Origin of the sequence: Pseudomonas sp. FP818 (assembly GCF_030687335.1) — a bacterium.
Taxonomy (GTDB): domain Bacteria; phylum Pseudomonadota; class Gammaproteobacteria; order Pseudomonadales; family Pseudomonadaceae; genus Aquipseudomonas; species Aquipseudomonas shahriarae.
This window is the reverse complement of sequence record NZ_CP117427.1, coordinates 3,917,189-3,937,761: the sequence shown is the minus strand read 5'-3', so window position 1 is coordinate 3,937,761 and position 20,573 is coordinate 3,917,189. Positions and strand designations below refer to the sequence as shown.

Sequence of the window (20,573 nt, the reverse complement as noted above, 5' to 3'; positions counted from 1 at the left end):
AAAATCAGCAGCATCCTTCTGAGGTGTGCCTGCCGATCTGTCGTTTTTAGAGAACGATCACCCAGCCCGGATGTTTAGCCAGGAGCTGGTCGAGCTGTAGGGCAGGAGGTAGAGCCAACGAAGAAAAAGCCCTTTTCTTTCGTTGACAAAATTCGGCAGCCTTCGCATAGTTTGTTTAGCGCAAACGTTTGCGAGGTGTTTCACGGCACTCGGTGAGTGAAGTGAATGTGCAGGCGTTGCTCACAATAATCATAAGATCGGAGTGAACCCATGAAGCTTCCATTCGCTGGACGTTTGCTTGCTGCCGCCGTGCTGGCTGCCGCATCCGCTGCCCTGCCTCTCTCCTCTGCATTCGCTGATGACACCGCCGCCAAACCCAAGGTCGGCCTGGTGATGAAATCCCTGGCCAATGAGTTTTTCGTCACCATGCAAGACGGTGCCAAGGACTATCAGAAAGCCCATGCCGCCGATTTCGACATGATCACCAACGGGATCAAGAACGAAACCGATACCTCGGCGCAGATTGATATCGTCAACCAGATGATCCTCGCCAAAGTCAACGCAATCGTCATCGCACCCGCCGACTCCAAGGCGTTGGTCAACGTGCTGAAGAAAGCCTCCGATGCCGGGATCAAGGTGGTCAACATTGATAACCGCCTGGACCCTGAAGTGTTGAAAAGCAAAAACCTCGAGGTTCCCTTTGTAGGCCCGGATAACCGCAAGGGTTCGCGTCTGGTCGGCGAGTACCTGGCCAAACAGCTGGCGAGTGGCGATAAAGTCGGCATTATCGAAGGCGTCCCGACCACCACCAATGCCCAGCAACGCACCGCCGGGTTCAAGGACGCCATGGGTGCGGCCGGTATGAAGATTGTGTCCGTGCAGTCCGGTAACTGGGAAATCGACCAGGGCAACAAGGTGGCGGCGGCCATGTTGAGCGAATACCCGGACCTCAAGGCGCTGCTGGCCGGTAACGACAACATGGCCCTGGGCGCCGTTTCAGCGGTGCGCGCAGCGGGCATGGCGGGCAAGGTCCAAGTGGTTGGCTACGACAACATCGCTGCGATCAAGCCGATGCTCAACGACGGTCGCGTCCTGGCCACCGCCGACCAGGCGGCTGCCCAGCAAGCCGTATTTGGTATCCAGAATGCGCTGAAGCTGGTCAAGGGCGAAAAAGTCGAGTCCGTGGACGGCGTGATCGAAACGCCGGTAGAGCTCGTCCTCAAGCAATAACCCCTGGCCGCGCACTACAGCGCCCGCTCACATGGAGCGGGCGCCTGGAGATTTTCTTATGTCATCTTCCGCACCGACCCCTGTCCTCTCGGTCAGTGGTATCGGTAAGACCTATGCCCAGCCTGTCCTGTCCGACATCACCCTGACGCTTAATCGCGGCGAGGTGCTGGCGTTGACGGGTGAGAATGGCGCGGGCAAAAGCACCTTGTCGAAGATCATCGGCGGTCTGGTCACGCCAACCACTGGCCAGATGCAGTTCAATGGTCAGGCATACACCCCCGCCAGCCGGACCCAGGCGGAAAAGCAGGGGATCCGCATGGTGATGCAGGAGCTCAACCTGCTGCCGACCCTGACCGTGGCCGAAAACCTGTTCCTCGATAACCTGCCCAACCGCGGTGGCTGGATCAGCCGCAAGCAGTTGCGCCAGGCCGCGATTGAGGCCATGGCACACGTGGGCCTGGATGCCATTGACCCGGACACCCTGGTCGGCAGCCTGGGCATTGGTCATCAGCAGATGGTCGAGATCGCCCGCAACCTGATCGGCGATTGCCATGTGCTGATCCTCGACGAACCGACGGCGATGCTCACCGCCCGTGAAGTCGAGATGCTGTTCGAGCAAATCACCCGCCTGCAGGCCCGGGGCGTGGCAATTATCTATATTTCCCATCGGCTGGAAGAGCTGGCACGGGTAGCTCAACGCATTGCAGTGCTGCGTGACGGCCAGTTGGTGTGTGTCGAACCGATGGCCAATTACAACAGCGAACAACTGGTCACGTTGATGGTCGGTCGTGAGCTGGGTGAGCACATCGACCTAGGTCCGCGCACCATCGGCGCGCCGGCCTTGACGGTCAAGGGCCTGACCCGAGCGGACAAGGTTCACGACGTGTCCTTTGAAGTGCGAGCCGGTGAAATCTACGGTATCTCGGGTTTGATCGGTGCCGGCCGTACGGAGTTGCTGCGTCTGATCTTTGGTGCCGACCTGGCCGACAGTGGCACGGTAGCCCTCGGCTCGCCGGCCCGGGTGGTGAGCATTCGTTCGCCGGTGGATGCTGTAGGCCATGGCATTGCCTTGATTACCGAGGATCGCAAGGGCGAGGGCCTGTTGTTGAGCCAGTCCATCAGCGCCAACACGGCCTTGGGCAATATGGCCAAGGTGTCCAGCGCCGGCCTGGTCAATGGGCGCGACGAAACGGCCCTGGCCAAGCGGCAGATTGACGCCATGCGTATCCGCAGCTCCAGCCCGGCGCAATTGGTGTCCGAGTTGTCGGGCGGCAATCAGCAGAAAGTGGTAATCGGCCGCTGGCTGGAGCGTGATTGCGCAGTGATGCTGTTTGATGAACCCACCCGTGGCATCGACGTGGGTGCCAAGTTTGATATCTATGCGCTGCTGGGTGACTTGACTCGCCAGGGCAAGGCGCTGGTGGTGGTGTCCAGCGACCTGCGGGAGCTGATGCTGATCTGTGACCGCATCGGTGTGCTGTCTGCCGGGCGCTTGATCGAGACCTTCGAGCGTGCCAGCTGGACCCAGGATGAATTGCTTGCTGCCGCATTTGCCGGCTATCAGAAACGTGATGCGTTGCTCAACGAAGCCGCGCCCAGGACAAACCCATGAAAACAGCAACTCCAACCGCCAAAGCCGGCGGTAATTTCTACGGCCTGGGCACCTATCTGGGTCTGGCTGGTGCATTGCTGGCGATGATTGCGCTGTTCTCGGCGCTGAGCAGCCACTTTTGGTCCTATGGCACCTTCAGCACCATTGCCAACCAGATTCCCGACCTGATGGTATTGGCGGTGGGCATGACGTTCATCCTGATCATCGGCGGCATTGACCTGTCGGTGGGCTCGGTATTGGCCCTGGCCGCGTCTGCGGTCAGCGTGGCGATCCTCGGCTGGGGCTGGAGCGTGATACCCGCAGCCTTGCTCGGCATGGGCTGCGCGGCACTGGCCGGCACCATCACCGGCTCGATCACCGTGGCCTGGCGGATTCCGTCGTTCATTGTGTCCCTGGGGGTGCTGGAAATGGCCCGTGGCGCGGCCTACCAGATGACCGGGTCGCGCACTGCCTATATCGGTGACTCCTTTGCCTGGCTGTCCAACCCGGTGGCCTTTGGTATCTCGCCGTCGTTCATCATTGCGTTGCTGGTGATTATCGTGGCCCACGCGGTACTGACGCGTACCGTGTTTGGTCGCTACCTGATCGGCATCGGCACCAATGAAGAGGCGGTGCGCCTGGCGGGGATCAATCCAAAACCCTACAAAATCCTGGTGTTCAGCCTGATGGGGCTGTTGGCCGGGGTGGCGGCGCTGTTCCAGATTTCGCGCCTGGAAGCGGCCGACCCGAACGCTGGCTCAGGCCTGGAGCTGCAGGTGATTGCCGCGGTGGTGATCGGCGGCACCAGCCTGATGGGCGGGCGTGGCTCGGTGATCAGTACATTCTTTGGGGTGCTGATTATTTCTGTATTGGCGGCCGGTCTGGCGCAGATCGGTGCGACCGAGCCGACCAAACGCATCATTACCGGCGCCGTTATCGTGATTGCCGTGGTGCTCGACACCTACCGCAGTCAACGCGCCAGTCGGCGGGGCTAAGCCATGGCAACCATCAAGGATGTGGCGGCGCTTGCGGGGATTTCCTACACCACAGTGTCCCATGTGGTGAACAGGACACGCCCGGTCAGCGAGCCCGTGCGACTCAAGGTCGAAGCCGCGATCAAACAGTTGGACTATGTGCCCAGCGCGGTCGCCCGTTCGCTGAAGGCCAAGACCACGGCGACCATCGGCCTGCTGGTGCCCAACAGCCTCAACCCGTATTTCGCGGAGCTGGCCAGGGGCATCGAGGATTACTGCGAGCGCAATGGCTACTGCGTGATCCTGTGCAATTCCGACGATAACGCCGAGAAACAGCGCAACTATTTACGGGTGTTGCTGGAGAAGCGTGTCGACGGCTTGATCGTCACCTCCGTCGGTGGTGATGACGATGGCCTGGCCGCTGGCTTGAAAGGCGTGCGCACGCCCATGGTCATTGTCGACCGGGGCCTGGAAGGCGTGGATGTGGATCTGGTGCGCATTGACCACGAGCAGGGCGCGTACCTGGCGACCCGGCATTTAGTGGCGCTCGGGCACCGGGATATCGCCTGTATCGGCGGGCCCGCCCATACCCGTGTGGCGCAGATGCGCCTGGCCGGCTACCAGCGTGCGTTGCAGGAGGCCGGGATCGCGGTGCCCGCCAGTCGCGTGCTGGAAAGCGATTTCACCAGCACCGGTGGCTATGGGGCGGCGGTGCAGTTGCTGGCAGACAACCCGCCCAGCGCGATATTTGCCGGCAACGACATGATCGGTTTCGGCGTATTGCGGGCGGCCGCCGAGCGCAACCTGCGGGTACCCGCCGAGCTGTCGGTGATTGGTTTTGATGACATTCAAATGAGCCGCTATGTGTACCCCGCGTTGACCACTGTGGGTCAGTCGATCCTGCAATTGGGGGAAACGGCGGCGGAGTTGTTACTGCGACGGATTGCGACACCGCAATTGCCGGTTGACCAGCGCATTGTCACGCCGAGCATTGTCTTGCGTGAGTCAACGGCGCCGTTGGCTGCTGTGTTTGCCTCAAACCGCTGAACGAATTGATGAGTATTGACGTATGCCAGCAACAGTAGTGGTAGTAGGCAGTTTGAACATGGACCTGGTGACCCGGGCCAGCCGGCTGCCTCGCGGCGGTGAGACCCTGGTTGGCCAGTCGTTTGCCACCGTTCCGGGCGGCAAGGGCGCCAATCAGGCGGTCGCTGCGGCGCGCCTGGGGGCTGAGGTTGCGATGATCGGCTGCATAGGCAGCGATGCCTACGGCGCTCAATTGCGCGATGCATTGCTGGTGGAAGGGATCGACTGTCAGGCCGTCAGTGAGGTGCCGGGTTCCAGTGGTGTCGCGCTGATTGTGGTGGATGACAGCAGTCAGAATGCGATTGTGATTGTGGCCGGCAGCAACGGCCAACTGACCCCCGCGTCGCTGTTGGCGTTCGACGCCGTGCTGCAGGCGGCCGAGGTGATTGTCTGCCAGCTCGAAGTGCCCATGGACACCGTGGGGTATGCCCTCAAGCGTGGCCGTGAGTTGGGCAAGACGGTGATCCTCAACCCGGCGCCCGCCAGCGGCCCGCTGCCGGCAGACTGGTACGCCTGCATTGACTACCTGATCCCCAACGAAAGTGAAGCATCGGCCTTGAGCGGGGTGCCGGTCGATTCCCTGGACTCCGCCAAGGTTGCGGCGACCCATCTGCTCAAAGCCGGGGCGGGCAAGGTCATCGTGACCCTGGGTTCGCAGGGGGCGCTGTTCGCCGACGGCCAAGGGTTCGAGCACCTGTTGGCGCCCAAAGTGCAGGCCGTGGATACCACGGCGGCAGGCGACACCTTTGTCGGTGGCTTTGCGGCAGCGCTGGCCAGCGGCCAGAGCGAGGCCGAGGCCATCCGGTTTGGCCAGGTCGCGGCGGCCCTGTCGATCACCCGCGCCGGAGCCCAACCCTCTATTCCTACGCTGCATGACGTCCAAGGCTTTGTTCGCCCATGAAAAAGACCCCATTGCTCAATATTGCCCTGTCGCGGCTGATCGCCTCCCTTGGTCATGGCGACATCCTGGTGATCGGCGATGCCGGCCTGCCAGTGCCGCCGGGTGTGGAGTTGATCGACCTGGCGCTGACCCAGGGTATTCCTGACTTCATCAGCACCTTGCGCGTGGTGCTCAGCGAGATGCAGGTGGAAAGCCACGTACTGGCCGAGGAACTCTTGCACAAGCAGCCACCGGCGCTGGCTGACCTCAATGCCCTGGACCAGGGCGAACTGGGCGAGCGTCGCTTGCTGAGTCATGACGCGTTCAAGCTGCTCAGCCACAAGGCGCGCGCGGTGGTGCGCACAGGCGAGTGCCAGCCCTACTGTAATATCGCGCTGGTGTCTGGCGTGACTTTCTAGCGTTTCCCACAATGACAAGGAGTGCGTCATGCAACGTAGAACCCCAACCCTGCGACACCTGTTTCGGAGTGTGCTGCTTTTGTCCGTGCTAACTGCTGCAAGCGCCCAGGCGGCGGAAAAAATCGACCTGATCATTGATACCGACCCGGGCGCTGACGATGTGGTCGCGCTGCTGTTTGCGATGGCGTCCCCGCAGGAGCTGAATATCCGGGCGTTGACCACCGTGGCCGGCAACGTGCGGCTGGACAAGACCTCGCGCAACGCACGGTTGGCCCGTGAGTGGGCAGGGCGTGAAGAGATTCCGGTGTATGCCGGCGCGCCACAGCCGCTGCTGCGCACGCCGATTTATGCCGAGAATATCCATGGCAAGGAAGGTATTTCCGGTGTCACCGTGCACGAGCCGAAAAAAGGCCTGGCCGAAGGCAATGCGGTCGACTACCTGATCAAGACCCTGAGCACCGCCAAGCCCCATAGCATCACCATTGCCATGCTAGGCCCACAAACCAACCTGGCCCTGGCGTTGACCCAGGCACCGGAAATCACCCAGGGCATCAAGGAAGTGGTGGTCATGGGCGGCGCGCACTTCAACGGCGGCAACATTACGCCGGTGGCCGAGTTCAACCTGTTTGCCGATCCGGTGGCTGCTGAAATCGTCCTCAAAAGTGGCGTCAAGCTGACTTACCTGCCGCTGGACGTGACCCACAAGATCCTCACCAGCGAAGCGCGCCTGAAGCAGATCGCCGACTTGAACAACAACGCCAGCAAGATAGTGGGCAGTATTCTCAACGAATACGTCAAAGGGGATATGGAGCACTACGGTATGACGGGTGGCCCGGTGCATGACGCCACCGTGATCGGCTATCTGCTCAAGCCCGAGCTGTTCACCGGACGCCAGGCCAACATGGTGGTCGATAGCCGCGAAGGCCCGACGTTCGGCCAGACCATCGTCGATTGGTACGATGGCCTCAAGCACGATAAAAACGTGTTTTGGGTGGAAAACGGCGACGCCCAGGGGTTTTTCGACTTGCTCACCGAGCGCCTTGCGCGCCTGAAGTAAGCTGCCTGCCGGTCGGCGCTCGTCGACCGGTAACTATTCGCGCAGAGGGTCTTCGACCCCCATATGGTCGGCCGGGTATTTCTCGAATATCTGGCCGATAAAGGCCTGCGCTGCCTGGGTGCCCAGCTCCTTGACCAGCAGGTCGATGCCGATGATCGCCAACTCTTCCGGGCTGCCCGGGCTGTAGGAGCTTTGCCCTTGGGGCCACTTGGCTTTGATGTCGGCATTGATGGTAACGATGGTCATCGGGTTCTCGCGGCTCGCAAAGGCTGGACAGGCCTGCAGAGTTAACCATTTTGCGCTGCGTTTGGCACTGCTACTTAGGCATGAGGGGGACGCTGTGCGACACTGGCCCCCTGTTTAATTACCAGGACACGCCACGTGCACATCGACTTGACCAACCCCAAGAGCCTCACATTGGAGGCTGTTCGCCAAATGATTGCCAGTGCCAGCGACGATCAGCACACCCAGCTACGGGTTACCAAGGCCGGTATCGCCTATATCTCTTCCTGTGTGGTGGGAGGGATGCAGATTGATGGGTTGTTGTTTCGCCTGGAGACCTGGGCAGCTGGGTCTGGCTATGTCGGCAAGGTGGCGGCCAGTGATGAGGTGTGGGTGATGCAGATTTTCAATGCGCTGAAGCAGAACTGGCCAAAGCCGCCGTTTGACTACATCGACATCTACTGAGATTTATTCATATCTGGTGACGATTGATTCATCAAGCCATGGCGTAGAGTCAGGCAGACTCGCCTACAGCCAATTGTGACAATTCTGAAACCAATTGGCCAAATCACGGTCGCACGATCTCTGTCCATTTTTCTCAAAGGAGGCTTCATGCCTTGGAAGCTCGCATCATTCGGTACCTTGTTGGCGGCAGCCGTCCTCGCGGGTTGCAGTACTTCGGGTACCTCCGAGCCGGCCAAAGACACGGCCGCGGCTGAGCCTGTTCACACGCGCTGTGAATCGCAGGCTGCGCAGTTCGCCATCGGCCAGAAGGCCTCGCCGCAATTGCTGGAGCAGGCCCGTACCCGTGCCGGTGCGCAGAATGCCCGTATTCTCAAGCCCAACGACATGATCACCCTCGAATACCGTTCCGATCGCCTGAACCTCAACACCGATGACAATCTAGTGATCACCCGCGTCAACTGCGGCTGATAACACAACACTTTTGTGTCACCCATAAAAAACCCCGTCACATGGACGGGGTTTTTTAGATCGGCGTAGAGATTACTCTGCGCGAACCTGTGCAGCTTGCATACCCTTTTGGCCTTTCTCAGCCACGAAGGAAACGGTTTGGCCTTCTTTCAGGCTTTTGAAACCGTCGCTTTCGATAGCTTTGAAGTGTACGAACAGGTCGTCACCGCCACCTTGAGGAGTGATGAAGCCGAAGCCTTTTTCATCGTTGAACCATTTAACGGTGCCGGTTTGGCGATTAGACATGGTGTATCTCCAAGAAACATATATTTTCAGTAGTACTGTGCTGCTCAGGCCAACTGGGCACACTGGGCTATCATAGTCGAAATGTCCGGCTTGGGAGCCCCCCCAAGGCACTGTTTGCCAATCAAACGCGTTTTCTTCAGTGCCCTGGATGGCTGTAAGCCCCGGTTTACGGGGCTTTAGCGAGAAATATCAGCTAGTAAAAAAAGCCGTAAAAGCAATGTAAATTGTGAGAAATAGCAGTTTTCAGTGGGTTTTCAGGCCGTTTTTTCGGTCTGATTTCTCGCCACGCTTACTTTTTCTTCACGACCTTGCAGGACGAAATAGCTGCGACGGCTTTGTTTTTCAGCTCCGCGCTAGCGTTCTGGTTGGTCATCAGTTCCTTGATTTCCGCAGTGCTCAATTCAGCGTTGATTTTATCCGCGCCACATTCGCAATGGGCTTTGGCGGTTTTGGCATCAACGTTCTGGCTGGCGGCGGCGCTGCAGTCCTGGACAAAGCTATCCCGGGCGCCTGCAGGCCAGTTGGACGGGGCGGCGGCTTGAGCGCCAATGGAGAACAGGGCCAGGGAAGCGGCAAGGGCGAAGATCGAGGTGCTGCGCATGGTTAGATGCTCCTTGAGTCGAGATGACGGACGGCGATTTTCAGTGTGTTTGAGGCCTGACGTACAGCCCAAGTTCACTTTTGCCTGTAAAAGCCTGGAGTTTGCCTTTGCGCGGCGGTGGGGCGGCGCTATGACCGTTCATCTGTGCTAGCATCAGCGACCTGGCTTTTTTCGTGCCGGGTTTTTTTGTTTAACTCCAGTCACTCTGGTTCGATTATCGGTTGGCCGAAAGGCTCCTGCCGCTGTAAGGCAGGCGTTCAGCAATGAACGGCCTGGTGTTGGATCTTGTACTGGCTCATCCCAACCCACGTGACCTTTGGTAGGGGTCACCACTAGGAGAGGAGGCGCCATGCCAACTATTACTCTTCCCGACGGCAGTCAACGTTCATTCGATCATCCGGTTTCCGTAGCCGAGGTCGCCGCATCCATTGGTGCAGGCCTGGCCAAGGCCACCGTGGCCGGCAAGGTCGACGGCAAGCTGGTTGACGCCAGCGACCTGATCACCAGCGACGTCAGCCTGCAAATCATCACGCCCAAGGATCAAGAGGGGCTGGAGATCATTCGCCACTCTTGCGCGCACCTGATTGGCCATGCGGTCAAACAGCTGTACCCCACCGCGAAGATGGTGATCGGCCCGGTCATCGACGAAGGCTTCTATTACGATATCGCCTACGAGCGTCCTTTTACGCCGGACGATATGGCCGCCATCGAAGCGCGCATGCACGCGCTGATCGAGAAAGATTACGACGTCATCAAGAAAGTCACGCCACGCGCCGAAGTGATCGACGTGTTCACTGCCCGTGGTGAGGACTACAAGCTACGTCTGGTGGAAGACATGCCGGACGAACAGGCCATGGGCCTGTATTACCACGAAGAATATGTCGACATGTGCCGTGGCCCGCACGTGCCGAATACGCGCTTCCTCAAATCGTTCAAGCTGACCAAGCTGTCCGGTGCCTACTGGCGCGGCGATGCGAAAAACGAGCAACTGCAGCGGGTCTATGGCACCGCCTGGGCTGACAAGAAGCAGCTGGCGGCCTACATCCAGCGCATCGAAGAAGCCGAGAAGCGCGATCACCGTAAAATCGGTAAGCGCCTGAACCTGTTCCACCTCCAGGAAGAAGCGCCGGGCATGGTGTTCTGGCACCCGAACGGCTGGACCCTGTACCAGGTGCTTGAGCAGTACATGCGCAAGGTGCAGCGTGAAAACGGCTATCTGGAGATCAAGACGCCGCAAGTGGTTGACCGTAGCCTGTGGGAGAAATCCGGGCACTGGGCCAACTACGCCGACAATATGTTCACCACCGAGTCGGAAAGCCGCGACTACGCCATCAAGCCGATGAACTGCCCTTGCCACGTGCAAGTGTTCAATCAGGGCTTGAAGAGCTACCGCGAGCTGCCGATGCGCCTGGCCGAGTTCGGTGCGTGCCACCGTAACGAGCCATCGGGTGCACTGCACGGCATCATGCGTGTGCGCGGTTTCACTCAGGACGACGCCCACATCTTCTGCACCGAAGAGCAGATGCAGGCCGAATCCGCCGCGTTCATCAAGCTGACCATGGACGTTTATCGCGATTTCGGCTTTACCGACGTCGAAATGAAGCTGTCCACTCGTCCGGAAAAACGCGTCGGTTCCGACGAGTTGTGGGATCGCGCCGAAGCTGCACTGGCCGCTGCGCTAGATAGTGCGGGCCTTGCGTACGATCTGCAGCCGGGTGAGGGCGCCTTCTACGGTCCTAAAATCGAGTTCTCGCTGAAAGATTGCCTTGGCCGTGTCTGGCAATGTGGTACCTTGCAGCTCGATTTTAACCTGCCGATCCGTCTGGGAGCCGAATACGTCTCCGAAGACAACAGCCGTAAACACCCGGTTATGCTGCACCGGGCGATCCTCGGCTCATTCGAACGGTTCGTCGGGATCCTGATCGAGCACTACGAGGGCGCGTTCCCTGCGTGGCTGGCTCCGACTCAGGCAGTGATCATGAATATCACTGATAAACAGGCCGATTTTGCTGCTGAAGTTGAAAAAACACTCAACGAAAGCGGATTTCGTGCCAAGTCCGACTTGAGAAATGAAAAGATCGGCTTTAAAATCCGCGAGCATACTTTGCTCAAGGTTCCCTATCTTTTGGTTATCGGAGATCGGGAAGTCGAGATGCAGACTGTCGCTGTGCGTACTCGTGAAGGTGCTGACCTGGGCTCGATGCCCGTCGCCCAGTTCGCTGAGTTCCTCGCGCAAGCGGTTTCCCGGCGTGGTCGCCCAGATTCGGAGTAATTACTATTAAGCGTGAAATGAGACAAGATAAACGAGCTGCACCGAAAGCCCCGATCAACGAGAATATCTCGGCACGCGAGGTTCGGTTAATTGGGGCTGAGGGTGAGCAGCTTGGGATTGTGTCAATTGAAGACGCGCTTCTTAAGGCTGAAGAAGCCAAGCTCGATTTGGTGGAAATTTCCGCCGATGCTGTACCTCCTGTCTGCAAGCTGATGGATTACGGCAAGTCGATCTTCGAAAAGAAGAAGCAGATTGCCGCAGCCAAGAAAAACCAGAAGCAGATCCAGGTTAAAGAAATCAAGTTTCGTCCAGGGACGGAGGAAGGGGATTACCAGGTAAAACTGCGCAACCTGGTACGTTTCCTGAGTGATGGGGACAGGGCCAAGGTATCCTTGCGATTCCGCGGCCGTGAGATGGCCCACCAGGAGCTGGGTATGGAACTCCTCAAGCGGGTTGAAGCTGACCTGCTGGAGTACGGTTCCGTCGAACAGCATCCTAAGATGGAAGGACGCCAGCTGATCATGGTCATCGCCCCGAAAAAGAAGAAGTAATCAATAGGGCACGGCAGGCCTTCTGATTATGTTTATCAACTGAATGCGGAGTATCCGAACATGCCAAAGATGAAGACTAAAAGTGGTGCTGCTAAGCGGTTTCTGAAAACTGCTAACGGTATCAAGCACAAGCACGCTTTCAAGAGCCACATCCTGACCAAAATGTCGACCAAGCGTAAGCGTCAACTGCGCGGTAGCAGCTTGCTGCATCCGTCTGACGTGGCAAAAGTCGAGCGCATGCTGCGCCTTCGTTAATTTTGGATCAAGAATAGAGGAAGTAACTCATGGCTCGTGTAAAGCGTGGCGTCATTGCCCGTAAGCGTCACAAAAAAATTCTGAAACTCGCTAAAGGCTACTACGGCGCGCGTTCACGCGTATTCCGTGTTGCCAAGCAAGCGGTAATCAAGGCAGGCCAATACGCCTACCGTGACCGTCGTCAGAAAAAACGTCAGTTCCGCGCTCTGTGGATCGCTCGTATCAATGCTGGTGCTCGTGTTAACGGTCTGTCCTACAGCCGTTTCATCGCTGGCCTGAAAAAAGCGTCCATCGAAATCGACCGTAAGGTTCTGGCTGAACTGGCCGTGAACGAAAAAGCGGTGTTTGCTGCGATTGTCGAGAAAGCTAAAGCCACCTTGGCTTAAGTACCCCCGACAGTCACCCTGGGCTACTCCGTAGTCCAAGGTGGTAAACGTCATAAATAGGGGAAGAGCCTTCAAGCTCTTCCCCTATTTTGTATCTGGAGTCTGTACATGGAAAACCTGGACGCGCTGGTCGCTCAAGCTCTTGAGGCTGTGCAAAGCGCTGAAGATATCAATGCCCTGGAGCAAATCCGGGTTCAATACCTTGGCAAGAAAGGTGAGTTGACTCAGGTGATGAAGACCCTGGGCAATCTGCCGGCCGAAGAGCGCCCGCAAGTCGGTGCGCTGATCAACGTTGCCAAGGAGCGTGTCACAGAGGTTCTCAATGCGCGCAAGGCGTTGTTCGAGGAGGCCGATCTTGCGGCCAAGCTCGCCGCCGAGTCCATTGACGTGACCCTGCCTGGCCGCGGCCAGACCTCTGGCGGTCTGCATCCGGTGACCCGGACTCTGGAACGTATCGAGCAGTTCTTTACCCACATCGGCTACGGCATTGCCGAAGGCCCTGAGGTCGAAGACGACTATCACAACTTCGAGGCGCTCAACATCCCAGGCCATCACCCGGCCCGGTCGATGCACGACACCTTCTATTTCAATGCGAACATGCTGTTGCGCACCCATACCTCGCCGGTACAGGTCCGCACCATGGAATCGCAGCAGCCGCCGATCCGCATCGTCTGCCCAGGCCGTGTGTACCGTAGCGACTCCGATATCACCCACTCGCCGATGTTCCACCAGGTCGAAGGCCTGCTGGTTGATCGCGACATCAATTTCGCCGACCTCAAAGGCACCATCGAAGAATTCCTGCGGGTGTTCTTCGAAAAAGAGCTGGCGGTACGTTTCCGCCCGTCCTACTTCCCGTTCACCGAGCCATCCGCCGAAGTCGATATGGAGTGCGTGATGTGCAGCGGTAAAGGCTGCCGTGTCTGCAAACAGACCGGCTGGCTGGAAGTCATGGGGTGCGGGATGGTTCACCCCAACGTGCTGCGCATGTCCGGGATCGACCCGGAAGAGTTCTCGGGCTTTGCCTTCGGCATGGGCGTCGAGCGTCTGGCCATGCTGCGTTACGGCGTGAACGACTTGCGCCTGTTCTTCGACAACGACTTGCGGTTCCTCGCGCAATTTCGCTAGTCGTAACGAACCTTTAGGAGAGCAGGATGAAATTCAGTGAACAATGGCTGCGTGGCTGGGTAAGCCCGCAGGTAAATCGCGATGAGCTGGTTGCTCGTCTGTCGATGGCCGGTCTTGAGGTCGATAGCGTTACGCCGGCCGCCGGTGTTTTCAGCGGTGTAGTGGTGGGCGAGGTGCTCAGCACCGAACAGCACCCGGACGCCGATAAGTTGCGTGTGTGCCAGGTCAGCAACGGCGCGGAAACCTTCCAGGTTGTGTGCGGTGCGCCAAACGTGCGCCCGGGCCTGAAAATCCCGTTCGCGATGATCGGTGCCGAACTGCCCGGTGACTTCAAGATCAAGAAAGCCAAGCTGCGTGGCGTCGAGTCCAACGGCATGCTGTGCTCCCAGGCGGAGTTGCAGGTGGGCGAAGGCAATGATGGCTTGATGGAACTGCCGGCTGATGCGCCCGTGGGCCAGGACATCCGTGCCTACCTCGACCTGGAAGACGCCAGCATCGAAGTCGACCTGACTCCGAACCGTGGCGACTGCCTGTCCCTGGCCGGTCTGGCCCGTGAAGTCGGTGCGCTGTACGGCGTGCCTGTCACACGTCCAGTAGTGACCGCGGTCCCGGCCGTCCACGACGAAGTGCGTTCCATCGAAGTGCTGGCGCCAAGCGCGTGCCCGCGCTACCTGGGCCGTGTCATTCGCAATGTCGACCTGTCCCGGCCGACCCCGCTGTGGATGGTTGAGCGCCTGCGTCGCGCCGACGTGCGCAGCATCGATGCTGCCGTCGACATCACCAACTACGTGATGCTGGAGCTGGGTCAACCGCTGCACGCCTTCGATCTGGCCGAGATCAACGGCGGGATTCGCGTGCGCATGGCCGAGGAAGGCGAAAAGCTGGTCTTGCTCGATGGCCAGGAAGTCACCCTGCGTAGCGATACCTTGGTGATTGCTGACCACTCCCGCGCCCTGGCCATTGCCGGTGTAATGGGGGGTGAGCACAGTGGCGTGTCGGCGACGACCCGTGACGTGTTCCTTGAAAGCGCGTTCTTCGACCAGATCGCTGTGGCAGGCAAGGCCCGTTCCTACGGCCTGCACACCGATGCCTCGCACCGCTACGAGCGTGGCGTGGACTGGCAACTGGCCCGTGAAGCCATGGAGCGTGCCACCGGCCTGCTGCTGGAAATCACCGGCGGTGAAGCTGGCCCGATTACCGAGACTGTCAACGAGCAGTACTTGCCTTCGATTGCACCAGTGACGCTGCGCGCCCAGCGCGTCGAGCAGATGCTCGGCCTGGTGATCGAAGAAGCGCAAATCGTCAGTCTGCTGACCGGCCCTCGGCCTGGGCATTAGCGCTGATGGGGCAGGGCAGTGGCGCGTAGAAGTGCCGAGCCATCGGTTCGATATCAGCCTTGAAGTCGACCTGATCGAAGAACTGGCCCGCCTGTACGGCTACAACCGTCTGCCGGTTCGTTACCCGCAAGCGCGCCTGGCCCCACAGCCCAAGACCGAAGCCCGTGCGCACCTGCCGGAGCTGCGTCGTCTGCTGGTCGCCCGCGGTTATCAGGAAGCGGTGACCTACAGCTTCATTGATCCCAAGCAGTTCGAACTGTTCAGCCCGGGTGTCGAGCCGCTGTTGCTGGCCAATCCGATCTCCAACGACATGGCGGCTATGCGTTCGTCCCTGTGGCCAGGCCTGGTGAAAGCACTTTCCCATAACCTGAACCGTCAGCAGGATCGCGTGCGCATGTTCGAAAGCGGCCTGCGCTTTGTCGGCCAATTGGACGGCCTGAAGCAGGAGCCGATGCTGGCCGGTGTGGTCTGCGGCAGCCGTCTGCCTGAGGGTTGGGCCCAGGGGCGCGATCCGGTGGACTTCTTCGACGTCAAGGCTGACGTGGAAGCGGTGCTGGGCTTTGCCGGCGCGCTGGATGCCTTCGCATTTGTTCCGGGCAGCCACCCGGCATTGCATCCAGGCCAGACTGCGCGCATCGAGCGTGAAGGCCGCCTGGTCGGTTTCGTTGGCGCTATCCACCCTGAACTGTCGAAAACCCTCGGTCTTGACCGTCCGGTGTTCGTCTTCGAGTTGGTGTTGGCTGACGTCGCTGCGGGCAAGATGCCTAAATTCAGCGAGCTGTCGCGTTTCCCGGAAGTGCGTCGTGACCTCGCCCTGGTGGCGGATCGTGATGTGGCGGCCAGTGCCGTGCTGGAAGTAATCCGAGAAAATGCAGGCGAATGGCTGACGGACCTCAGGCTATTTGACGTCTATCAGGGTAAAGGCATTGATCCGCATAGAAAAAGCCTTGCAGTTGGCTTGACCTGGCAGCATCCATCGCGCACTCTTAATGACGATGAGGTGAATACCACGACGCAAAATATCCTCACCTCGCTCGAACAAAGGTTGAACGCCACGTTAAGGAAGTGACGTATGGGGGCTTTGACGAAAGCTGAGATGGCGGAACGTCTGTACGAAGAGTTGGGTCTGAACAAGCGCGAGGCCAAGGAATTGGTCGAGCTGTTTTTTTTGAAGAAATCAGGCACGCTCTGGAAGACAACGAACAGGTCAAATTGTCCGGTTTCGGCAATTTTGACCTGCGGGACAAACGCCAGCGGCCTGGCCGCAATCCAAAAACGGGAGAAGAAATCCCGATCACGGCTCGCCGTGTGGTCACCTTTCGTCCAGGGCAGAAGTTGAAGGCCCGAGTTGAGGCTTATGCTGGAACCAAGTCATAACGACGAGCTACCCGTCATCCCAGGCAAACGCTACTTCACCATTGGTGAAGTCAGCGAGCTATGTGCGGTAAAACCGCACGTGCTGCGCTATTGGGAGCAGGAGTTTCCTCAACTCAACCCCGTCAAACGCACCGGGAACCGTCGGTATTATCAGCGCCAGGATGTGCTGATGATCCGACAGATCCGCGCGTTACTGTACGACCAGGGGTTCACCATCAGCGGCGCACGCCAGCGTATGTCCGGTGATGAAGCCAAAGAAGACACCACCCAATACAAGCAATTGATCCGCCAGATGATCTCCGAACTGGAAGATGTACTGGTGGTTTTGAAAAAGTGAAACAAGCCTTTAAAATACTTCCACATTTCAAATGCTTGCGGTATATTCCTGATCGCTTCTTTACGAAGCGAACCCAGTTTCACGCCTAGTCGGGGCGTAGCGCAGTCCGGTAGCGCACTAGCATGGGGTGCTAGGGGTCGAGTGTTCGAATCACTCCGTCCCGACCATATAATTCAATGACTTAGCCCAATCTGAAAAGATTGGGCTTTTTCATGCGTAGGGACTTTTGCGGGGGCTCATCCCGTTTTTCTCCTCAAGATTGTCAGCGTCGGCCCGCGAGAGTCAGTATGCAGATACTTTGTTCTCAGCTTCAATCAGATGTTGCACCTCCGGGGTAGAATAGTGGCTCGTAATGCTGCCGTTCTTATGCCCCAACAACGCTTTACGATCTTCCTCTGTCACGCTTACTGCACGTAGCCTTCTGCCAAAGGTGTGTTTGGTCGTGAATCTTGATTGATCTGAACCCAGGGTGTGCCGGCGCCTGGTGGGTCTTCTCCCACTTGTCCGCTGCGCGCACCCCGGCTTTCTCACACTTCGCCCGCCGAACCCGGCAGGCATCAGAAACACGCTGGTGTTCAACGCCGGCACTCGTGTTTCCCAATCCCATCGCAATTTGCAGACTTCCTGTTCCCGGCAGCCGGTGTTCACTTTAGAGAGGGCCATCCTCAACAGGTGGTCCGGCAGCTCGGCCAAAAGCATTGACTGCTCATCCCATGACAGGGGGTAAGGCTTCCTGCTGGATTTCTTTTCCCCCATCATTGAAATCATCGGCACGCTTTCCAGCCGATGGATCAAGTACTGCTCGGCTTCTTCCCTCTCGCTTGCTCCAGTGCGTTCTTGAAGTCGGCAACCTCTGACGACTTTGTCGATGTGCCCAATCCTGCTCCTCTCGTAGAGGCCCGACATTGTTTTTCGCGCCATTGTTTTGCTCCTTGGCGCCCACTGCGGGGCGGATTGTTGTCCTGATTGGTCTGCTTTTCAATCGCCTTGGCTTCGATGTAGGCGTCTGCCCACTGGTCCAGTTCATGACGGTCGAAGGCAACGCCCTGTTTCCCAATGGGGAATTCGCGGACGTGGGGGCGCACGGTGTTCTTGAGTTCTTCCCGGCACATGCCGAGATAAGCAGGTGCGTGCATCGCCCGAATGAAACGCGGCGCGGTCTCTAGGGCTGGCGCCAGCTTTGTGTTGGCCATAGGAATGCCTCGCCACGCCGTTGCCGGGTGGATTGATTGAAGGGGGGAGGGGTTACTTGGTTTTGAGTTCGGCGCTCCGCGAATCTTGGTGGCGCGGCGTAGGACGGTTAACCGCCTCTGTCGACGTCAGCTAGCGGGCCACAAAGGTGGTGCCGGTGGACCTGTGAGCGGATTGAATGGAGTGCTCGCCCCCAGTGAGCGCTGATGGACAAGTTCGCGACGCTATTACACCGGTCATTCACCGAGCCCCGCCATCACGTTGGCTCGATCCAACGCGGCCTTCAAAAAGTCACGTCTTCGGGGCCGATGTTGAGGCTCACGCCCGGCGAATCACGATTGTCATTCAGGAAGCCACTAACGATCAGGCGCATCTACTCGCTGTGGTTACATGGACTTCTCGAAACGCCTGTTCTTCACCGCTGCAGTCCGCCAGAAATAGCGCAAAAATGGTGGTGGCCATGGTTTTTAGCCGTCACCATACGTGGCAATCTCGATATTTAGCGGGCGGCTACTTGGGCTGTCAGAGTGTGATGATAAACGCCGCCACCGCCATAATCGCCAAGCAGCCAAGAATCTCGCCCGTAACGGGCATCAATAAGGTCAGGGACGCCACCGCCAGCAGGGCGGCTACGAGCATCCATCCTACGCGCCGCGAGCCCATCATGTGCAACGCTGCGTGAACAGGTAACCGTGGCCGCGCACGGTGTCGATCGGCTTAAAGCCGGTCCGGCCTTCGATTTTGCGCCGCAGTCGGTACACCAACACCTCGATGACATTCGGATCGCGCTCACCGTCTTGCGGATAGAGTCCCATCAAGTGTTCCTTGGCCACTACCTGCTGATGATGGCGCATCAGGTACTCGAGGATGCGGTACTCGTAGGCGCTTAGGGCCAATGGCTGCTCATCGAGAACCGCCTGCTTGCGATTAAGGTCGAGCGACAGCGGTCCGGCGACGAGAGTCGACTGGGTAAACCCGCCGGTGCGGCGCAGCAAGGCAGCCAGCCGTATGTCCAACTCTTCAAACCGAAAGGGTTTGACCAGGTAATCATCGGCCCCGGCGGCCAGACCTTCGACCTTGTTCTGCCAATTGCAGCGCGCGGTGAGGATTAGAACTGGAAAACGCTGGCCCCGGGTGCGCAGCTGGCGGATCAGTTCCTGCCCACTCATATCCGGCAGGCTAAGGTCGATCAGCGCCAGGTCATGGTTGAATTGCTCAGCCCGGTACAACGCCTCTTCGGCGTTGCTCACGGCTTCAACCAGGTAACCGCTCTCGGTCAGGCGCGTGTGCAGGTGATGACGCAACAACGCGTCATCTTCAACGACCAGCAATTTCATGACGCTCTCCTTGGAAACCTACTGACGAGGCACACCGATGTACCTCGTCAGCTTGACGTCGGACGCTGGTTAAAACGCGTAGTTGGCCGCCAGGTAGGTCTGAGCGCTGCTGTTGAGTTTCATCGAACCCTGTTTGCTGCCGCCGTGCTCGTTCAGTTCGGTACTGGCGTTGGTGCGCAGGTAGCGGTAACCCAGTTCCACCGAGGTGTTTTGCGATACCTGCTGCAGTACACCTACCTGAGCGCCGATGGTGTAACCGATATTGGTGTCGCGGCTGAAGCCGGACGATTCCTGGCTGACTTTGGTCAGGCCGGCCGAGGCACCGCCGAACAGTTTGGTATCTTTGCCCACCGGCAAGAACAGGTCGTAGCTGCCGAGCAGGTTTTCCTGACGCTGCTTATACGCATGGTGCGAACCCGACACGTTGTCATAGGTGGCGTAGTAACGGCTGTCGTCGCTTTGACGGCCGACGCGAAGACCAAAGGTGTGGTCCTTGTGGATTATGCCGTCGGCGCTTGGGTGGTTGAGGTTATCGTTTAGTGACTTGGATTTACTGACCTGGTTGCTGGTCTGGCCATAGGTCAGGCCAGCGAAGTTAGTGGTCTCCGCCTGGGCCGTGGCACTGGCGCCCAGTACGGTGAAGGTCAGCAGCAATTTTTTTAAGGAGGTCATGAGGAAATTCCTAATGCGCTGAGTGCGCTGTGGGGGATGAAGCAAGGTTATGTCCCCCGTCCTGAATACCCGCTGAACCCCTGCTGTACCTTAACTGAACCAGATCAAACGATTGTTTGAAGAGCCAAGTTTATTCTTTGGAATGCGCTGCTGGAATCCGGAACCACCAGAACGGAGCGGGCCTGTCGTCTGGCGTGCCACGGGGCCACGTCTATTGCCTCATCAGCAAACGCAAGATTGAAGACGGCAAGGCGCAACTGTGTGTCAAGGTTGAGAACCCCTTTCCGGTGATCAAGGTGCGCTTCAACCAACGCAAGGTTCGTTACCGTGGGCTGAAAAGAATACAGCGCAAAGTTGTTCAGTCTATTTGGGTTGGCCAATTTGCTGCTGGCCAAACGGTTTTTGCAACGGGCGACGGGATAAAACCGCCTGAAAGCGAGATGAGCCCGCGAATC

Annotated in this window: 21 protein-coding genes, 1 tRNA gene and 4 pseudogenes; 19 read left to right on the top strand and 7 right to left on the bottom strand. The window is 58.5% G+C overall.

Features of this window, described 5'->3' with window-relative positions; all coding sequences use genetic code 11:
- The first annotated feature begins 270 nt into the window (after positions 1-270).
- The 7 genes from PSH80_RS17705 to PSH80_RS17675 are packed head-to-tail and all read left to right on the top strand — an operon-like array spanning position 271 to position 7,237.
- Positions 271-1,230, top strand: coding sequence for a sugar ABC transporter substrate-binding protein (locus tag PSH80_RS17705; protein WP_057438626.1), 960 nt, complete (start codon positions 271-273; stop codon positions 1,228-1,230).
- Positions 1,231-1,288: 58 nt separating this feature from the next.
- Positions 1,289-2,842 (top strand): sugar ABC transporter ATP-binding protein, encoded by a 1,554-nt coding sequence (locus tag PSH80_RS17700; RefSeq protein ID WP_120733617.1) that lies wholly within the window; start codon positions 1,289-1,291, stop codon positions 2,840-2,842.
- Positions 2,839-3,816: an ABC transporter permease gene (locus PSH80_RS17695; RefSeq protein WP_057960168.1), complete on the top strand. Its 978-nt coding sequence runs from the start codon at positions 2,839-2,841 to the stop codon at positions 3,814-3,816. Before PSH80_RS17700 ends, PSH80_RS17695 begins: the two co-directional genes overlap by 4 nt.
- Positions 3,817-3,819: 3 nt before the next feature.
- On the top strand, positions 3,820-4,842 hold the full coding sequence (locus PSH80_RS17690; RefSeq protein WP_057960167.1) for a LacI family DNA-binding transcriptional regulator: 1,023 nt from the start codon (positions 3,820-3,822) through the stop codon (positions 4,840-4,842).
- A gap of 22 nt (positions 4,843-4,864) precedes the next feature.
- Entirely contained in the window at positions 4,865-5,782 is a 918-nt protein-coding gene (gene rbsK / locus PSH80_RS17685) for a ribokinase (protein WP_305417745.1), read from the top strand.
- Positions 5,779-6,180 carry a D-ribose pyranase gene (gene rbsD / locus PSH80_RS17680; protein ID WP_057438630.1) on the top strand — a complete coding sequence of 134 codons (402 nt, stop codon included), beginning with the start codon at positions 5,779-5,781 and terminating at the stop codon, positions 6,178-6,180. Before rbsK ends, rbsD begins: the two co-directional genes overlap by 4 nt.
- A gap of 28 nt (positions 6,181-6,208) precedes the next feature.
- Positions 6,209-7,237 carry a nucleoside hydrolase gene (locus tag PSH80_RS17675; RefSeq protein ID WP_057438631.1) on the top strand — a complete coding sequence of 343 codons (1,029 nt, stop codon included), beginning with the start codon at positions 6,209-6,211 and terminating at the stop codon, positions 7,235-7,237.
- Positions 7,238-7,270: 33 nt separating this feature from the next.
- On the opposite strand, the gene PSH80_RS17670 is transcribed toward PSH80_RS17675, so the two are convergent.
- A complete protein-coding gene (locus PSH80_RS17670) occupies positions 7,271-7,483 on the bottom strand; it encodes a hypothetical protein (protein WP_029294233.1) in 213 nt (70 codons plus the stop codon).
- Positions 7,484-7,618: 135 nt separating this feature from the next.
- Between PSH80_RS17670 and PSH80_RS17665 the strand changes: the two genes are divergently transcribed.
- Complete coding sequence (locus tag PSH80_RS17665; RefSeq protein ID WP_057438632.1) at positions 7,619-7,924, top strand: hypothetical protein; 306 nt, start codon at positions 7,619-7,621, stop codon at positions 7,922-7,924.
- Positions 7,925-8,071: 147 nt separating this feature from the next.
- Positions 8,072-8,392: an I78 family peptidase inhibitor gene (locus PSH80_RS17660; protein ID WP_057438633.1), complete on the top strand. Its 321-nt coding sequence runs from the start codon at positions 8,072-8,074 to the stop codon at positions 8,390-8,392.
- A 72-nt stretch (positions 8,393-8,464) separates the two neighbouring features.
- On the opposite strand, the gene PSH80_RS17655 is transcribed toward PSH80_RS17660, so the two are convergent.
- Both PSH80_RS17655 and PSH80_RS17650 read right to left on the bottom strand, forming a co-directional pair.
- Positions 8,465-8,677, bottom strand: a complete 213-nt coding sequence (locus PSH80_RS17655; RefSeq protein WP_007905882.1) for a cold-shock protein — start codon at positions 8,675-8,677, stop codon at positions 8,465-8,467.
- A gap of 289 nt (positions 8,678-8,966) precedes the next feature.
- Complete coding sequence (locus tag PSH80_RS17650) at positions 8,967-9,278, bottom strand: hypothetical protein (protein WP_029294244.1); 312 nt, start codon at positions 9,276-9,278, stop codon at positions 8,967-8,969.
- Between the two features lie 349 nt (positions 9,279-9,627).
- Between PSH80_RS17650 and thrS the strand changes: the two genes are divergently transcribed.
- The 9 genes and pseudogenes from thrS to PSH80_RS17605 all read left to right on the top strand — a co-directional run bounded on the left by thrS (position 9,628) and on the right by PSH80_RS17605 (position 17,085).
- Entirely contained in the window at positions 9,628-11,550 is a 1,923-nt protein-coding gene (gene thrS, locus PSH80_RS17645; protein ID WP_057960165.1) for a threonine--tRNA ligase, read from the top strand.
- Positions 11,550-12,101, top strand: coding sequence for a translation initiation factor IF-3 (infC, locus tag PSH80_RS17640; RefSeq protein WP_169960276.1), 552 nt, complete (start codon positions 11,550-11,552; stop codon positions 12,099-12,101). The genes thrS and infC overlap by 1 nt, the downstream gene beginning before the upstream one ends.
- Before the next feature lie 60 nt (positions 12,102-12,161).
- Positions 12,162-12,356, top strand: coding sequence for a 50S ribosomal protein L35 (rpmI, locus tag PSH80_RS17635; RefSeq protein WP_002553160.1), 195 nt, complete (start codon positions 12,162-12,164; stop codon positions 12,354-12,356).
- 29 nt (positions 12,357-12,385) lie between these two features.
- Complete coding sequence (gene rplT, locus PSH80_RS17630; protein ID WP_003174975.1) at positions 12,386-12,742, top strand: 50S ribosomal protein L20; 357 nt, start codon at positions 12,386-12,388, stop codon at positions 12,740-12,742.
- Positions 12,743-12,850: 108 nt separating this feature from the next.
- Positions 12,851-13,867 carry a phenylalanine--tRNA ligase subunit alpha gene (pheS, locus tag PSH80_RS17625; RefSeq protein WP_057438636.1) on the top strand — a complete coding sequence of 339 codons (1,017 nt, stop codon included), beginning with the start codon at positions 12,851-12,853 and terminating at the stop codon, positions 13,865-13,867.
- 26 nt (positions 13,868-13,893) lie between these two features.
- Positions 13,894-16,273 (top strand): annotated as a pseudogene (pheT, locus tag PSH80_RS17620) (phenylalanine--tRNA ligase subunit beta).
- A gap of 3 nt (positions 16,274-16,276) precedes the next feature.
- Positions 16,277-16,581, top strand: a pseudogene (ihfA, locus tag PSH80_RS17615) (integration host factor subunit alpha).
- Positions 16,562-16,918 (top strand): MerR family transcriptional regulator, encoded by a 357-nt coding sequence (locus tag PSH80_RS17610; RefSeq protein ID WP_057960163.1) that lies wholly within the window; start codon positions 16,562-16,564, stop codon positions 16,916-16,918. Before ihfA ends, PSH80_RS17610 begins: the two are co-directional and overlap by 20 nt.
- Positions 16,919-17,008: 90 nt before the next feature.
- Positions 17,009-17,085 (top strand) — tRNA-Pro (locus PSH80_RS17605).
- A 69-nt stretch (positions 17,086-17,154) separates the two neighbouring features.
- On the opposite strand, the pseudogene PSH80_RS17600 reads toward PSH80_RS17605, so the two are convergent.
- The 4 genes and pseudogenes from PSH80_RS17600 to PSH80_RS17585 all read right to left on the bottom strand — a co-directional run bounded on the left by PSH80_RS17600 (position 17,155) and on the right by PSH80_RS17585 (position 20,118).
- Positions 17,155-17,824: pseudogene (locus PSH80_RS17600) on the bottom strand (hypothetical protein).
- Entirely contained in the window at positions 17,710-18,111 is a 402-nt protein-coding gene (locus PSH80_RS17595; RefSeq protein ID WP_258571527.1) for a hypothetical protein, read from the bottom strand. The pseudogene PSH80_RS17600 and the gene PSH80_RS17595 overlap by 115 nt, the downstream one beginning before the upstream one ends.
- A 660-nt stretch (positions 18,112-18,771) precedes the next feature.
- A complete protein-coding gene (locus PSH80_RS17590) occupies positions 18,772-19,446 on the bottom strand; it encodes a response regulator transcription factor (RefSeq protein WP_220172417.1) in 675 nt (224 codons plus the stop codon).
- 69 nt (positions 19,447-19,515) lie between these two features.
- Positions 19,516-20,118 (bottom strand): hypothetical protein, encoded by a 603-nt coding sequence (locus PSH80_RS17585; RefSeq protein ID WP_128592925.1) that lies wholly within the window; start codon positions 20,116-20,118, stop codon positions 19,516-19,518.
- A gap of 227 nt (positions 20,119-20,345) precedes the next feature.
- On the opposite strand from PSH80_RS17585, the pseudogene PSH80_RS17580 reads away from it, so the two are divergent.
- Positions 20,346-20,541: pseudogene (locus PSH80_RS17580) on the top strand (IS5/IS1182 family transposase); the annotation flags it as partial.
- Positions 20,542-20,573 lie beyond the last annotated feature (32 nt).